This is a genomic window from Sodalis praecaptivus (assembly GCF_000517425.1).
Taxonomy (GTDB): Bacteria; Pseudomonadota; Gammaproteobacteria; order Enterobacterales; family Enterobacteriaceae; genus Sodalis_A; species Sodalis_A praecaptivus.
Genome location: NZ_CP006569.1, coordinates 2,521,820 through 2,537,124, shown reverse-complemented (window position 1 = coordinate 2,537,124; position 15,305 = coordinate 2,521,820). Strand labels below are relative to the sequence as shown.

The 15,305-nt window shown below is 58.4% G+C and carries 15 protein-coding genes; 14 read left to right on the top strand and 1 reads right to left on the bottom strand.

Annotation, left to right across the window (positions count from 1 at the left end; genetic code table 11):
- Positions 1–402: 402 nt before the first annotated feature.
- The 8 genes from SANT_RS11225 to SANT_RS11190 all read left to right on the top strand — a co-directional run bounded on the left by SANT_RS11225 (position 403) and on the right by SANT_RS11190 (position 6,991).
- A complete protein-coding gene (locus SANT_RS11225) occupies positions 403–828 on the top strand; it encodes a RidA family protein (protein WP_025422387.1) in 426 nt (141 codons plus the stop codon).
- Positions 829–841: 13 nt separating this feature from the next.
- Complete coding sequence (locus tag SANT_RS11220; RefSeq protein ID WP_025422386.1) at positions 842–1,516, top strand: DUF1028 domain-containing protein; 675 nt, start codon at positions 842–844, stop codon at positions 1,514–1,516.
- A gap of 16 nt (positions 1,517–1,532) precedes the next feature.
- Entirely contained in the window at positions 1,533–2,684 is a 1,152-nt protein-coding gene (gene argE / locus SANT_RS11215) for an acetylornithine deacetylase (RefSeq protein ID WP_025422385.1), read from the top strand.
- Between the two features lie 142 nt (positions 2,685–2,826).
- Positions 2,827–3,975: an ABC transporter ATP-binding protein gene (locus SANT_RS11210; RefSeq protein ID WP_025422384.1), complete on the top strand. Its 1,149-nt coding sequence runs from the start codon at positions 2,827–2,829 to the stop codon at positions 3,973–3,975.
- A gap of 6 nt (positions 3,976–3,981) precedes the next feature.
- A complete protein-coding gene (locus SANT_RS11205; protein ID WP_025422383.1) occupies positions 3,982–4,992 on the top strand; it encodes an NAD(P)H-quinone oxidoreductase in 1,011 nt (336 codons plus the stop codon).
- Complete coding sequence (locus SANT_RS11200; RefSeq protein WP_025422382.1) at positions 4,989–5,603, top strand: glutathione S-transferase; 615 nt, start codon at positions 4,989–4,991, stop codon at positions 5,601–5,603. Before SANT_RS11205 ends, SANT_RS11200 begins: the two co-directional genes overlap by 4 nt.
- A gap of 12 nt (positions 5,604–5,615) precedes the next feature.
- Complete coding sequence (locus SANT_RS11195) at positions 5,616–6,065, top strand: type II 3-dehydroquinate dehydratase (protein WP_025422381.1); 450 nt, start codon at positions 5,616–5,618, stop codon at positions 6,063–6,065.
- Positions 6,062–6,991 (top strand): 2-hydroxyacid dehydrogenase, encoded by a 930-nt coding sequence (locus SANT_RS11190; protein WP_071882020.1) that lies wholly within the window; start codon positions 6,062–6,064, stop codon positions 6,989–6,991. Before SANT_RS11195 ends, SANT_RS11190 begins: the two co-directional genes overlap by 4 nt.
- Positions 6,992–7,027: 36 nt before the next feature.
- Here SANT_RS11190 and SANT_RS11185 read toward each other — a convergent pair whose 3' ends face one another.
- Positions 7,028–7,990 (bottom strand): LysR family transcriptional regulator, encoded by a 963-nt coding sequence (locus SANT_RS11185; RefSeq protein ID WP_025422379.1) that lies wholly within the window; start codon positions 7,988–7,990, stop codon positions 7,028–7,030.
- A 365-nt stretch (positions 7,991–8,355) separates the two neighbouring features.
- On the opposite strand from SANT_RS11185, the gene SANT_RS11180 reads away from it, so the two are divergent.
- The 6 genes from SANT_RS11180 (at position 8,356) to SANT_RS11155 (ending at position 15,295) form a co-directional block, all read left to right on the top strand.
- Positions 8,356–9,387 carry an ABC transporter substrate-binding protein gene (locus SANT_RS11180; RefSeq protein WP_025422378.1) on the top strand — a complete coding sequence of 344 codons (1,032 nt, stop codon included), beginning with the start codon at positions 8,356–8,358 and terminating at the stop codon, positions 9,385–9,387.
- Between the two features lie 71 nt (positions 9,388–9,458).
- Positions 9,459–10,313, top strand: coding sequence for an ABC transporter permease (locus tag SANT_RS11175; RefSeq protein ID WP_025422377.1), 855 nt, complete (start codon positions 9,459–9,461; stop codon positions 10,311–10,313).
- Between the two features lies 1 nt (position 10,314).
- Complete coding sequence (locus SANT_RS11170) at positions 10,315–11,133, top strand: ABC transporter permease (RefSeq protein ID WP_025422376.1); 819 nt, start codon at positions 10,315–10,317, stop codon at positions 11,131–11,133.
- Between the two features lie 126 nt (positions 11,134–11,259).
- Positions 11,260–12,510, top strand: coding sequence for a flavin-containing monooxygenase (locus tag SANT_RS11165; protein WP_025422375.1), 1,251 nt, complete (start codon positions 11,260–11,262; stop codon positions 12,508–12,510).
- A gap of 84 nt (positions 12,511–12,594) precedes the next feature.
- On the top strand, positions 12,595–13,764 hold the full coding sequence (locus tag SANT_RS11160; RefSeq protein ID WP_025422374.1) for an alpha-hydroxy acid oxidase: 1,170 nt from the start codon (positions 12,595–12,597) through the stop codon (positions 13,762–13,764).
- 493 nt (positions 13,765–14,257) lie between these two features.
- Positions 14,258–15,295: a phosphotriesterase family protein gene (locus SANT_RS11155; RefSeq protein WP_237234609.1), complete on the top strand. Its 1,038-nt coding sequence runs from the start codon at positions 14,258–14,260 to the stop codon at positions 15,293–15,295.
- Positions 15,296–15,305 lie beyond the last annotated feature (10 nt).

Genomic DNA, 15,305 nt, shown 5'->3' with positions numbered 1-15,305 from the left:
TCAGGTGGTTTTATCTTGACGAAGCAGTGGTTAGAAAATTGAGAACCAGCGCGTTTGCCCGTTGTTAATTGGCGGCTGTCCATCTTGGCCGCGTTGCGCAGGCATAGCGCCGCTGACGAAATGCTAAAGCGATACCGGCCGGCCACCCGCTGACGGCGATGCCTTCACCGGTTCTTTCCGCGTCACTGCCGGCGCATGCGCTGTTCCGCCCTACATTCAAGGGTCAGGGTGCCGACAGGTTCCCGGAAAACGACAGAGTCGAACGCCGCGGTGCCGCTTTGCCATCAATACCGCGTATCTTCGGTTTTTTCAAAGCACTGCCGCGGGTAAATGCTATTTTGCCCGCCGGGCGAATAACGCTATACCTTGCCAGTAACATTCCCCCTTTCTTGGCAGGACACCATGAGTACGCATACACGCATTCGCAAATTCAATACGAAAGACACTTACCCGAATCAAACGCTCTCCAACGATCTTTGTCAGGCGGTACGCGCCGGCAATACCGTCTATGTCCGCGGCCAGATCGGCACCGACTTTGATGGGAATCTGGTCGGGTTGGGTGACCCGGCGGCACAGGCCGAGCAGGCGATGAAAAACGTGAAACAGTTGCTGGAAGAAGCGGGGAGTGACTTGTCTCATATCGTCAAAACCACGACCTACATTATTGACCCACGCTATCGCGAACCGGTGTATCAGGTGATTGGCAAATGGTTGCAGGGGGTGTTTCCGATTTCCACCGGTTTGGTCATTTCCGGATTAGGCCAGCCGGAATGGCTGATGGAAATTGATGTCATCGCCGTCATCCCCGAAGACGGGCAACCGCAATAAGGAGAGCATAGCGATGACGTTATCCATCGTAGGGCGCTGTGCGCAAACCCGGCAACTGGGCATTGCCATCAGTTCTTCGAGTATTGCCGTCGGGGCGCGTTGCCCGTGGGTACGCGCCGGGGTCGGCGCGGTTGCCACGCAAAATATCACCCTGCCGGCGCTCGGGCCACGTATTCTCGACCGGTTGCAGGAAGGGGATACGGTAGACGCCGCGCTCAAAGCCGGGTTAGCCAGCGACACCTACAGTCACTATCGCCAGGTGACGGTGCTGTCTGTCGATGGGCAAAGCGCCTGCTTTAGCGGCGAGCACACCCTGGGTATCCATCACGCCCTCACGGGTGTGGATTGCGTTGCAGCAGGTAATTTGTTAGCGAATCAGGAGGTTATCTCGGCCATGGTGGCCGCGTTCGCGGGACGGCAGGGGCACCTGGCGGACCGGCTGTGGGTGGCACTGGCGTGTGGCGCGGCCGCGGGCGGCGAAGCGGGGCCGGTACATTCCGCTGCGCTCGCGATCGTGGATGAGCAGGCGTGGCCGCTAATCGATCTGCGCGTGGATTGGAGCGACGGCGACCCTATCGCCGAACTCGGCAAACTGTGGCGAGCGTACCAGCCGCAGATGCAGGATTACGTTACCCGTGCGCTCGATCCCACCCAGGCCCCGAGCTACGGCGTGCCGGGCGACGTGTAAACGGCGAGGACGCGCAATGCTGAGCAGTCGAGAACTCCTAGAACAGCTGGTGGCGTTTGATACCACCAGTCGCGAATCCAATTTATTGCTGATCGCGTTTATCCAGCGCTACTTAACGGCGTTGGGCGTCGGTTGTGAATTGATTCATAACGGTGAAGGTAGCAAGGCCAATCTTTATGCCCGGATCGGCCCGGCGGGGGATGGCGGCGTCATGCTGGCGGGGCATGGCGATGTGGTGCCGGTGGATGGACAAGCCTGGAGCGTCCCCCCGTTTGCCCTGACCGAGCGCGACGGCAAGCTGTATGGACGCGGCACGGCGGATATGAAGGGCTTTATTGCCTGCATATTGGCGGCGGTGCCGCATTTTTTGGCGCAACCCCTGGTGCAGCCTCTGCATTTGGCCATTTCCTATGATGAAGAAGTCGGGTGCCTGGGCGTGCGGACCTTATTGGATGCGCTGGCGCAGTGCCCGGAAAAACCGCATATTTGCCTCATCGGTGAGCCGACGGAATTACAACCGGTGTTAGGGCACAAAGGTAAACTGGGTCTGCGCTGCGATGTTAAAGGATCTCCCTGCCATTCGGCCTACGCGCCCCAAGGGGTGAACGCTATCGAATACGCGGCAAAGTTGATTCATTATTTGACCCGGATAGGGGAGCGCCTGGCCGCGCCGGAGCACCAGGATGCGCGCTTTAGCCCGCCGTTTACCACCGTGCAGACCGGCGTTATCCAGGGCGGTCGCGCGCTCAATATTGTCGCCGCCGAATGCTCTTTCGATTTTGAAATCCGTACGCTGCCGCGAGACGATGCGCAACGGGTAGCGGAAGAACTGCGACACTACGCGCAAAACGAGCTGTTGCCGCAAATGCGCGCGGTCAATCAAGACACGGCAATCCACATTTACCCGATTAGTGGCTATCCCGGGCTCGATACCGCCGCGGATAGCCCGGCCGCGCGCTTGTTGGCCTTTCTCACCGATTCACTCCCCTTTGCTACCGTGGCTTTTGGCACCGAAGGCGGTTTATACCAACAGGCGGGGATTCCCAGCGTGATATGTGGGCCGGGCAGTATGGCGCAGGGCCATAGACCTGACGAATTCATTCGTCTCGAACAATTAACGGCCTGTGACGCCATGTTGCGCCGCCTGGCCCGATGGCTGTGTCAATGATCGTTTATCGCGCGCCATCATGCCGGCTATCACGTCTGCTTTCTGTTTTCCAAACCAGGGCTTCGCGAAGTACTCATTCGTGCGGCGTCCCGAAGCCTTATGCTTATGACCCGCCGTCATCGCCTCAATTTTGGGAGAATTCATGGTAAGTCAAGAGGTTATTACCTTGCGGCCGTCCGGCGAGGACCGTGCCGTGCCGCATAAACCCCCTATCGCTGTTCGGTTAGATGGGGTACTCAAACGCTTTGGCGCTACCGTCGCGTTACATCAGGTGTCCTTGATGATCGCGGAAGGGGAATTTATGACGCTGCTCGGTCCTTCCGGCTGCGGTAAAACCACCTTATTGAATTTGATCGCCGGATTCACCGAGTCGGACGTGGGCGAAATCTTTATCGATGGCGATTTGGTCACCGACATTCCGCCGTATAAGCGCGAAATCGGCATCGTCTTGCAAAATTACGCGCTGTTTCCGCATATGACGGTGGAAAAAAACGTCGGCTATGGGCTGCGCATGCGCGGCGTGCCGAAGGCGGAAATCACTGAACGCGTCGAGCAGGCGCTGGCGCTGGTCAAGTTGGCCGGCTATGGCAAGCGCAAACCGCGTGAGTTATCCGGCGGCCAACAGCAGCGCGTGGCGTTGGCCCGCGCGTTGGTCATCCGCCCGAAGGTGTTGCTGCTCGATGAACCGTTCTCCGCGCTGGACAAGAATTTGCGCTTATCGATGCAGGTCGAGCTAAAAGCGATAGTGCGCAAGCTCGGCGTGACCGCGGTGTTCGTCACCCACGATCAGGGCGAGGCGCTGAGCATGAGCGATCGGGTGGTGGTGATGTCGGCGGGGCGGGTGCACCAAATTGGCACACCCGACGAAATCTATCGCAGGCCGCAAGATCCGTTTGTCGCGGGCTTTGTCGGTGACGTCAACATCTTGCCCGCAATGTATGCCCGCCAGGATAACACCGCGGTACTGGAGTTGGGCGGCAATGCGTTGCGTTTGCCTGCCGCGCGGGTCAAGGGGACGGTGGGCGAGCGGGTGGCGGTGTATGTACGTCCAGAAAATATTCAGCTCACCGCGCTGGGCCCGCAGGCGTTTCTCAGCGCCACCGTTGTCCACCACGTGTTTCAGGGGGATCACGTTGATGTGCATCTGGATGTACCCGCGCTCGGCAGCGCTACGCTGTTCGCGCGTCAGTCCGGACTGGATGCCTTGCGATGCTGGCCGGTGGGTAGCGTGGTCGGTATCACTTTTACTGATGAAGGCGTGTGCGCCTTTAGCGCCGCGACACAAGGATGAATTGAGATGATACCCAACATGATGAAGGCGGTCATTGCCCGCGAACCCGGCGGTCCCGAGGTACTACAACTGGTCGAGCTGGGCGTACCGCGGCCGGCACCCGGGGAGGTGCTGATCCGCGTCGCCAGCGCCGGCGTCAATCGCCCGGATATTATGCAGCGTGCCGGCATGCCGCCGCCGCCGGGGGTGACGGCGGTGCTGGGGCTGGAAGTGTCCGGCACCGTCGTGGCGCAGGGCGCAGGCGTTGACCCGCCGGCGATGGGCGCAGCGGTCATGGCGCTGGTCAACGGCGGCGGCTACGCGCAGTATTGCCTGGCCCGCGCCGAGCTGTGCTTACCGGTGCCGGCATGTTTACCCCTCGCCCATGCCGCCGGCGTGCCGGAAGCGGCCTTCACCGTCTGGCACAACCTTTTTGAACGTGGCAGGTTGATGCCGGGGGAAACGGTGTTGATCCACGGGGCCGCCAGCGGTGTCGGTACCTTTGCGATCCAATGTGCCAGACGCTGCGGCGCACGCGTCATCGCCGTGGCGGGCGGGGCGGACAAAATCGCCGCGCTCGCGCGTCTCGGTGTCTGGCGCGCGATAGACCGACACGAGGAAGATTTCGTGGCGGTGACCCTGGCGCAGACGCAGGGACGCGGCGTCGATGTGGTGCTCGATAACGTCGGCGGCGAGGGGGTGGCGCGCAATCTGAGCGTGCTGGCGCCTGGCGGGCGGCATATCAGCCTGTCTTTCATGCAGGGGGCGACAATCGAGCTCGACCTGCAACAGGTGATGCGCAAAGGTTTGACGTTAACCTCCTCGACGCTGCGCCCTAAAAGCCCGGCGGAAAAAGCGCGCTTGGCGCAGTGTCTTCACACCCATTTGCTGCCGCTGCTGGCGGAGGGCAGACTTGCGCCGGTTATCCACCGCACTCTGCCCCTGGCAGACGCCGCGCAGGCGCATCGTATTTTGGAATCCAATGCGAACATCGGCAAGGTCCTGCTCGCGGTGGATCATCTGGAGAAAGCAGCATGATGCAGCTCTATTACGCCAGCACGTCCCCCTATGTGCGTAAAGTCATGGTCACCGCCCATTGTCTTGGGCTGGCGCAAGACATTGAGTGGCTTGATTGCGCGGCGCATCCCATTGAACGCGATGAGCGCATTGCCGCCTTTAATCCCCTGGCGAAAGTCCCGGCACTGCGCACCGCGGCCGGTTTGTGCCTGTATGACAGCCGGGTGATTTGTGAATACCTCAATGCCTATGCCCACGGCACGCTGTTTCCCCCAGCCGGTGACGCGCGCTGGCGATGCCTGACGCGTCAGGCGTTGGGGGACGGGCTGCTCGATGCCGCATTGCTTGCGCGTTACGAATACAGCGCGCGTCCGGCCGACAGGCAGTGGTCACCGTGGGCTGACGCGCAGCTAACGAAAGTGGCCGCCACGCTTGCGGAAATAGAGCGCCACGCTGCGCAGTTTAACACTGAGCCCGAAGAGATCGGGCTTATCACCCTGGGTTGCGGCCTCGGCTATCTCGATTTTCGTTTCGCCGATCTCAACTGGCGCAAAGCCTATCCCTTGACCGCCGCCTGGTTCGCCAGGTTCGCTGCCCATCCCGCGATGGCGGCCACACATCCGCACGCGTAATCGGGAGATCCTATGTCATCACAGATTTTTTTCCTCAATGGTCCCAACGCTAACCTGTACGGCATGGACAAGGGCGGAACCTATGGTCGTGAAAGCTTTGCCAGCATTGGCGAGCGCTGCCAGCGTCGCGCGCAGGCCTTGGGCGTCGAACTGCAATTTCGCCAAAGTAATCATGAAGGCGTCATCGTTGACTGGATCCAAGAGGCGCGCCAGCAGGCCGATGGGCTGATAATCAATGCCGCCGGGTTAACCTACAGCTCCGTCCCCATTCTGGATGGTTTGCTGATGTATGACGGGCCGATAATCGAAGCGCATATGAGCAACATCTGGCAGCGCGAACCGTTCCGGCACCATTCGATGGTGTCAAAAGCCGCCACCGGGGTGATCGCCGGGCTTGGCGTACTGGGGTACGAATTGGCCATTGAGGCGATCGTCGCGCTGATCCAGGCGAAAGCGTCATGAGCACATTAGTGTTCTATAGCGAGTACGACAGTTTCGAGGCGTGGTCGGCGCTGCTGCAACCGCATCTACCGGGGGTCGCGCTTTGTCGCGCGCAAGACGTGCAACATGTCGACACGGTGCATTATGCGTTGGTGTGGAGACCGCCCCACGGCTTTTTCGCCCCTTATCGCAACTTAAAACTGCTGGTCAATCTCGGCGCCGGCGTCGATTCGCTCCTGGGGCGTGACGATCTTCCCGATATCCCCATTATCCGTCTCTCCGATCCGGATATGGCGCGCATGATGGCGGGTTACGTGCTGTTCGCGGTACTCCGTTATGCGCGCGATATCCCCGCGTTTGAACGCGCGCAGCGTGCCCGTCGCTGGCATTATTTGCATCCGCGCCCGCCGCATAGCGTTCGCGTGGGCGTGCTGGGGTTAGGGGAGCTCGGGGCCCATGCGGCATTGGAATTGGCGCGCCAGGGCTTTGATGTGCGCGGTTGGTCGCGTTCGCAAAAACACCTGACGGGTATTTTATGCCACAGTGGCTTGCCGGCGCTGGGGGATTTCCTTGCAAACAGCGACATTTTGGTGGTGATGTTGCCCTTGACCCCGCAAACGCAAGGGTTGCTGAGCGCCGACAGGCTGGCGCAATTGCCCCAAGGTTGTGCGTTTATCAATGTCTCGCGCGGGGCGATTGTCGACCAAACGGCGCTGACGCAGGCCTTAAGCCACGGCCGGATCGCCGAAGCCACCTTGGACGTGTTCGACAGCGAGCCTCTGCCGCCGGACGATCCCCTCTGGGGAATGGAAAATGTGCTTATTACGCCGCATTTGGCCTCGGTGGCGAATCCCGCTTCCGCCGCGCGTCAGGTGGCTGACAATATCCAGCGCGTTGCGCGCGGTGAGGCGGTGGTCAATCAGGTGTTGCCGCAGCGCGGGTATTAACCCAGCGCCGCGATAATCAGAGGAGCAATCCGCGGATTACGCCACCTTCACCACTTGCGGATCAAAATAGCTTGGCGCCGCCATACCGGGAATATACTGGTTCGAGATAAACATGCGGCAGCGTTCCGCGAAGGCATTTACCACCATCGAATGCTGGACGTGCGCCACGGTGGCATAACCCAACTGCATGGGCTTATTGACCCCGGCCAGGCGGACACGTATCACGCGTTTACCATCCTGGGACAAATTGGCTTTCGGCCGCACGTTGGCGATGCCAAAACCGACGCCGTTCGCCACCATGGCGCGTACCACCTCCAAATTGCTTGAACGCATCACGATATTGGGCGCCACGCCCGCTTCGCTAAACAGGCCGAGAAAGTATTCGCGGCTCCACGGGATATCCAGCAGCACCATCGGCAAATCGGCCAAATCCTGGAGCGTCACCGCCGATTGCGTGGCGAGGGGATGATGCTCGCCGACCATCAAATACGGCGGCAACTGCGCCAAAGAGGCAAAAGCAATATCGCTGGCGGGGACCAGATCATAGGTCAGCGCGATGTCGATATCGGCCGAGCGCAACTGTTTTAGCAATTGTTCATGATTGCCCTCGACCAACGTGATACGCACGCCGGGAAAGGAGCGGCCAAAGCCGAAGACCAGCTCCGGCGTCAACATTGGCGCCAAGGTATCAAGACAGCCAACGCGCAGCGGACCGCGCACGTTATTCAGCGATTCCGACGCAATGGTGTACAGGTTCGACATTTGCTCCAAAATCAGCTTGGCCTCTTTGAGTACCTGATGGCCGATAGCGGTGAGCGACACGCCTTGCGCATGGTGGCGTACAAACAGCTGGACGCCGAGTTCGGATTCGATATGGGTAATGGCGGCGGAAATCGACGGCGATGATACGTGAATGCGTTCCGATGCGCCGATGATGCTGCCCGCTTCCCCGGAAGCGACAAAATATTCCAGCTGACGCTGAGTGATGCGACTGAGCATGCAGGTTCTCCCGATAGCGCTGACGCGCTCGTGTCGCGCCAGTCATTTTGCAAGTGTCGATTAACATGCATTTATCATGCCGAAAACCGCACAATAACATTCTCGCATCATTCGCCGCAGAGGGATTCACCGCCGCCAAGATATCGCGTTTAACCCAACGCTGAAAAAACCTTGATGTCGCGGCGTGTTTTTAGCATCAGAAATTCCGACGCAAGAGCGAGGGAAATACTGTTTTACCCCCTGGCGCCGCAACGGCAGAATCCCCTCCATGCAAAGCTTCCGCTTACGCCGTGCTTTGGCGCGGCGCAAGCCGGCGGGGGAGGGATGCATTTGCGTCAGCCGTTTCATTTATGGGAGATGAGAATATGTTGCGTAAGATTTGGGCGTTAACCTTGTTGACGGCAAGTGTTGCTAGTGCAGGCAATACCCAGGCCGCGGATAAATTGATCGTCAGCACCTGGGGCGGCAGTTTTAAAGATCTGATTGATGAAACCATTGCCAAGGAATTCACCAAAGAAACCGGCGCGGAGGTGCAGTTTGTCACCGGGGGCACCATAGACCGGTTGAATAAAGCCAAACTGGCGGGCCCATCACCGGAAAGCGACGTTACCTTTACCACTGCACATGTCGGCTACTTGTATGCCAATAGCGGCCTGTTTGAAAAACTGGATATGACTAAAATCCCCAACGGGGCCAATTTGGTGCAGCAGGCCAAAGTCAGTCCGTATCACCTTGGCGTGTGGGGCTACGTTTACACCATCGGCTATCGTCCCGATTTGGTGCCAAAGGGCGAAACCTTCGGCAGTTGGAATGATCTGTGGAAACCCGAACTCAAGGGCACGCTGGCGCTACCGGATTGGGATCCGAGCCATATTATCGCCGTGGCGGCGAAACTCTCTGGCGCCGATGCCGCGCATTGGCAACAAGGCCAAGAAAAATTGAAAGCGTTGATTCCCAACATTAAATCCTTTTATACCAATGACGCCAATAGTCAGCAGCTGATCTCGACCGGGGAAACGCCGGTACAAGTGATGTTGTCGATGAACGCCTATAGCATGATGGCGGAAGGCGTTGACATTAAGCTTGCCGTGCCGAAAGAGGGAGCCATCCTCGGCGTGGACACTGTCGCTATCAATAAAGGCAGCCCCCGTGCCGAGCTGGCCTACCGGTTTATCAATATCGCCCTCAAGCCGGAGATCCAAGAACAGGTGGCGAAAATCTACCGCGGTAGTCCCACGGTGAACAACGCGCATATCGACCCGGAACTGGCGAAACTGCCGGGCATGTTGACCACCGCCGCCCAATGGGATGCCACTATCAATACCGACCCGCAACTGCGTGCTGAAAAAACGGCGGAATGGCGCCAATGGTTTTCGGAAAACATCATGTCCCATTAAGAGGCATGGTCGGCCTTAGCCGCCCGCGCGCGATGGCGGGCCGCGACAGATTAATTGAGGTAGCTTCGTTGATGACAAGAAATCCGGCATTTCTACCCTGGTTCATTATTCCCGCCGCGCTGACCGCGCTTGGGCTGATTGTGGCCATGTTCGCCGTGATGCAATTCAGCGTGCGGGCCTATATCCCGGGTTCGCTGGACGTGGGCGGATTGACCTTGGCTAACTTCACTGGCCTGTTTAAATCCCTTTATGCCGAGGCCTTTATGACCACGGTGGCGCTGAGCGCAAAAACGGCGGTATTTGGCCTTCTGATGAGCTATCCGCTGGCGTATGGTTTCATTCGCGCCCGCACCACCCTGATGAAATCCACCATCATGATTATCGCCATCTCGCCGCTTTTTCTTGGGGAAGTGGTGCGCACCTATTCGTGGATTATCGTGCTGGGCAACAGCGGCTTTCTGAATAGCCTGCTGTTGGGGCTCGGCATTATTCACACCCCGTTCCAGTTTATGTTCACGCAGATAGGTGTCGTGGTCGCGCTGGTCCATGTCACCATGCCTATCATGGTCCTGATGCTGGCCGCCGCGCTGTCCCATATCGACCCGGACTATGAAAAAGCCGCGACCAGTCTGGGCGCAGGCCCGATACGCACGCTTTTGACGGTCACGATCCCGCTGTCGATTCCAGGCATTGTCTCAAGCTTGGCTACCGCTTTTGCCTGGACGTTTAGCGCCTTCGCCACGCCCCAGCTTATTGGCGGCGGTCGCGTCAGTACGGTGGCAACGCTTGTTTATCAACTGGGATTTTCGTCCATGAACTTCCCGTTTGCCGCCGCGCTGAGCATCGCCGGCCTAATCCTGACGGTGGTGCTGCTGATGGCCATCAAACGCATGACCCGTGTCTTGCGCGCGTTGGGGGAGCAGTAAGATGACCCGTTCATTAAACGATAGATTGATTACCCTGGCCGGGCGCCTGCTGGTGGCGGCCATTCTGATTTTCGTGCTGCTGCCCACCGTGGTGGTGTTTATTTCCGCTTTTAGCGGCACGTCGGTGCTGTTTTTCCCGCCCAAGAGCTGGTCGCTGCGCTGGTTTACGCGCGCGGTGAATTACGCTGATTTCCGCCACGGCCTTTTCTCCGGGCTGACCGTTACCGCCTGGGCATCAACGCTGGCGGCAATCATCGGCACCACGCTGGCGATTGCCATTGAGCGTTATGCCTTCCCCTGCAAACGGGTGCTGGAAGGGGTGCTGCTGTCGCCGCTGTTTATTCCCCATTTTACCATTGGGCTGGGCCTGCTGATGCTGGTGTCGCAGTTACATCTCGGCCGTGGGTATCCCTTGGTTATCTTTTGCCACATCGTGCTGATGCTGCCGTTTGTGCTGCAAAGCGTCTATGTATCGTTACAAAACCTGGAGCAGCGCATTGAATTGGCGGCCGCCAGCCTCGGCGCTTCGCCCTTGCGCGTCGTGTGGACTATCACCGTGCCGCTGATTTTACCCGGGCTGTTGGGCGGGTGGCTGTTTGCGGCCATTCTCTCCTTTAACGAATTCACCGCCTCGCTGTTTATTACCACGCAAGCGACACAGACTTTACCCGTGGCGATGTACAACTACGTGCGTGAATTTGCCGATCCTACCCTGGCTGCGCTTTCGGTAATTTATATCGTCGTGACCGCCGTGATTCTAATTATTGCCAATAGATATTTAGGCTTGGGGAAAATAATGCACAGCGATCGCGGGCACTAGGGGTTTGCCACATATTGGCCATTGACCCGATCAATGCCATCAGCGAAACCGAATTATCTTTAACACGCAACCTGATGATCCTCAGCAGTGAAAAAGATCAATGTCGATAAACTTTAGGGATGTCACATGTCATTAGAAAAAATGAATACCGTAATAGTGGGTGCCGGTCAGGCGGGTATTGCGATGAGCGAACACTTGGCATTAATGGGCGTGGACCATATTGTCTTGGAGCGCAGCCGCATAGCTGAACGCTGGCGTTCGGAACGCTGGGATTCCTTGGTGGCCAACGGACCCGCGTGGCACGATCGCTTTCCGTCGCTCAAGTTCGATAACATTCCCCAAGAAACCTTTCCTGCGAAAGAACGGATGGCGCAATATTTTGAGGATTACGCCAGGATGCTCGCGGCGCCCATTCGTACCGGCGTGGACGTGCAGCGGGTGGAGCGTCTGGCCGGCCGCCGTGGTTTCAAGATCACCACCTCAGCGGGCGAGTTTGAAGCCGATAACGTGGTGGCGGCGACCGGGCCATTCCAAAAGGCCGCTTTCCCGCACATCGTACCGGCGGCGAGCGGGGTGCATCAGATTCACTCTAGCGTCTATAAGAACCCGCAGCAGCTGGCGGCGGGGGGCGTGTTAGTGGTCGGCGCCGGGGCATCCGGTACGCAAATCGCTGAAGAGTTGAGAAAGTCTGGCCGCGAAGTCTTTCTGTCGGTGGGAGAACATTACCGCCCCCCGCGCTCTTATCGCGATCGCGATTATTGCTGGTGGCTCGGGGCGTTAGGGTTGTGGGATGAAGTCAAAATCAAACCGAAGAAGGCGCATGTCGCTTTTGCGGTAAGCGGCTATGAAGGCGGTAAAACCGTTGATTTTCGCCGTCTGGCGCACATGGGCATCACCTTGGTGGGGATCACGCAAAGCTGGAACGATGGCGTGATACGCTTTGCTGAAGGTCTCCGGGACAATATCGAGGACGGCGACAAAGCCTATTTTGATGTGTTGCGCGATGCGGATGCGTATATTGAACGTAACGGCCTGGATTTACCGCCAGAGCCAGAAGCGTGGGATTTACTGCCGGATCCGGCATGTTTGATTAACCCCCTGTCTGAGCTGAATCTGACTGCTGCGGGAATTACCACGATTATTTGGGCGACGGGCTTTCAATTTGATTTCAGCTGGCTCAAGGTTGACGCTTTCGATGAAAAAGGCTTGCCCTTCCACAAACGCGGCATTTCCGCTGAACGCGGTATTTATTTCCTGGGACTGCCGAATCTGGTGAACCGAGCGTCGTCGTTTATTTATGGTGTATGGCATGATGCAAAATATATTGCGGACCATATAGCGTTGCAGCAGGCCTATAACGACTACAGTAAGCCGTGAATTTTCTCTATTTACTTTGATGAAAGTGCCAACGGGAAAAGGTTATATTTTCCGCCTGTCGCGTAAAGGGCCGGAGTAGCATCAGTGACGATTACCTGTATTGAAGAGCTACGTTTGCTGGCGCGCAAAAGAGTGCCAAAAATGTTTTATGATTATGTCGACGCCGGGTCGTGGACGGAATATAGCTATCGGGCCAACGAAGCCGATTTACGGCGTCTCGAATTTCGCCAGCGGGTGGCGGTAGATATTTCGCGGCGCAGTACCGCCAGCACAATGGTGGGGCACGCCGTTTCCATGCCGATAGCGATTGCGCCCACCGGCCTGACCGGCATGGTACACGCTGATGGCGAGATCCTGGCCGCGCGCGCGGCGAAAAGCGTCGGCATCCCTTTCACACTCTCGACCATGAGTATTTGCTCAATCGAAGCGGTAGCGCGCGCCACGCAGTTTCATCCTTTTTGGTTCCAGCTGTATGTGATGCGCGATCGTCACTTTGTCGCCAACTTAATTGAACGCGCCAAAGCGGCCAACTGCGGGGCGCTGGTGGTGACCCTGGATTTGCAGGTGTTTGGCCAGCGGCATAAGGACATAAAAAATGGGCTGACGGCGCCCCCCAAACTGACGCTGCACAACTTGCTCAATATGGCCGGCAAACCGCGGTGGTGCCGCCAAATGCTGGCCACGCCGCATCGTCATTTTGGCAATATTATCGGCCATGCCCGCGGCGTGGATAATATTGATGCAATGGTGGAATGGACCCGGCAGCAGTTCGATCCCGGCTTGTCATGGCACGATATTGAGTGGATTAAACAGCGGTGGGGCGGCAAGGTGATCGTCAAAGGGATCATGGATCCTGACGACGCGCGGCTGGCGGTGGCCGCGGGGGCGGATGCGGTGATTGTGTCCAACCACGGCGGTCGCCAGCTCGATGGCGTCTCCTCGTCGATTTCCATGCTACCGTCGATCGTCGAGGCGGTAAACCGCCAGGCCGAAGTGCATTTCGATGGCGGGATTCGCTCCGGGCAAGATGTGCTGAAAGCGCTAGCATTAGGCGCAAAGGGCACCTATATCGGGCGCAGCATGTTGTACGGCCTTGGCGCGATGGGTGAGCGCGGCGTTACTACCGCGCTGACTATTCTGCGTAATGAGTTGGATCTGTCGATGGCTTTTTGCGGCAGAACCGATGTGGCGGCTGTGACGGCCGACATCGTGCGCGACATTCCTTGGGCGCACTCCCCCCGGGCACAGGCTTAGGTCGTGCGGCGGAGGGGTAGGTCAATAAGGATAGCGCCACGCATAAACCGCTACCCGACCGCGTTTTAGCTGCCATGGGGCGTCGAGCGGGCATGTAGTCGGCCCCATATTGCCTGCCATGGAGCGTCGGGCGGGCATGTAGTCGGCCCCGTTTTGCCTGCCAGCGGCGTCGGGCAGCATGCAGTCGGGCCCATGTTGCCTGCCATGGGGCGTCGGGCGAACATTTCGTCGGGCTCATTTTGCCTGCCAGGGGCGTCGGGCGGGCATTTCGTCGTGCGTATCTCGTCTGGCATAAGGCGTCAGGCGGGCAGGGTGATGATGTCAATTTTGTCGTGACGCTGCTCTCAGGCCGTCGTCGTCGGTCTTGCCCGGTATCGCGTCACGCTCACCTTGTTTTCCGCTTGCCTTCTTCATCCCCCGCGACGCTTATTGACGCGCCTCGCAAAAAGGAATTCTCCGCGCCGTCATAAGATTAAAATATGAACTTGATCACTTGTCTGGTCATCTGGTCAATGCCATTATCAATCTCGCCATTTCCCGCCGACCTGAGGAGGAAACGATGGGAGTTATCCGTACGCTTCACGGTGATATCGACAGCCGTGCGCTGGGTGTCACCTACAGTCACGACCATGTCTACTGCATCCCCCCCTACTGGCAGCAGCGCCAGGATGACGATTTACTGCTTGATGATTTGGCCGCGTCAGAGCGGGAGCTGGCCGATTTTGCCCAGGCGGGCGGGCGCTCGTTTTACGATGCCACCGCGCCCGATTACGGCCGCCGGGCCGCTGAGGTGGCGGCGATGGCCGAACGGCAACAGGTGCAGGTGATTGCCACCGCCGGCTTCAATAAGGGTTTTCTGTGGAGTAGCCCGCGACCGGGACAGGATCACACCTTCGCCGAGTGGATAGACGCGACGCCGGTGGACGCGCTGGTCGAGCAGGTGTGCAACGAGGTGCTTCACGGCATTGACGGCACCTCACAGCGCGCCGGCGTGGTGAAATGCGGCACCGGCTACAACACCATCTCCCGGCTGGAGCGGAAAACCATGGAGGTTATCGTCCGCGCCCAGCAACACACCGGCGCGCCGATGCATACCCATACCGAAATGGGCACCATGGCGCTGGAGCAGGCCGCTATTTTCAAGCATCTCGGCCTGGATTTGTCGCGTCTGTGCTTTGCCCATCTGGATCGCAATCCCGACCCTTGGCTGCATCATCAGGTGGCAAAAACCGGTGCTTTTATCCTGTTCGACGGCATGACGCGTATTAAGTATCACCCGGAGAACGTGCGCACCGAGGCGATTCTCTCGTTGTGCCGCAAAGGCTATCAAGATCGCATCGTGATCGGCGGTGATTTTGCCCGTAAATCGATGAGCGCGCACTACGGGCTGGGCGGGCTGGGGCTGAAGTTTATCTTAACCGATTGGCGGCCGCGCTTCATTGAGGAAGCCCACGCGGCGGGCATGGACGGGGAAGCGCTGTTGCAGGCGTTCTTCGTGGATAATCCGGCCCGCTATTTCTCTTTTGGTTAAGGATAACACC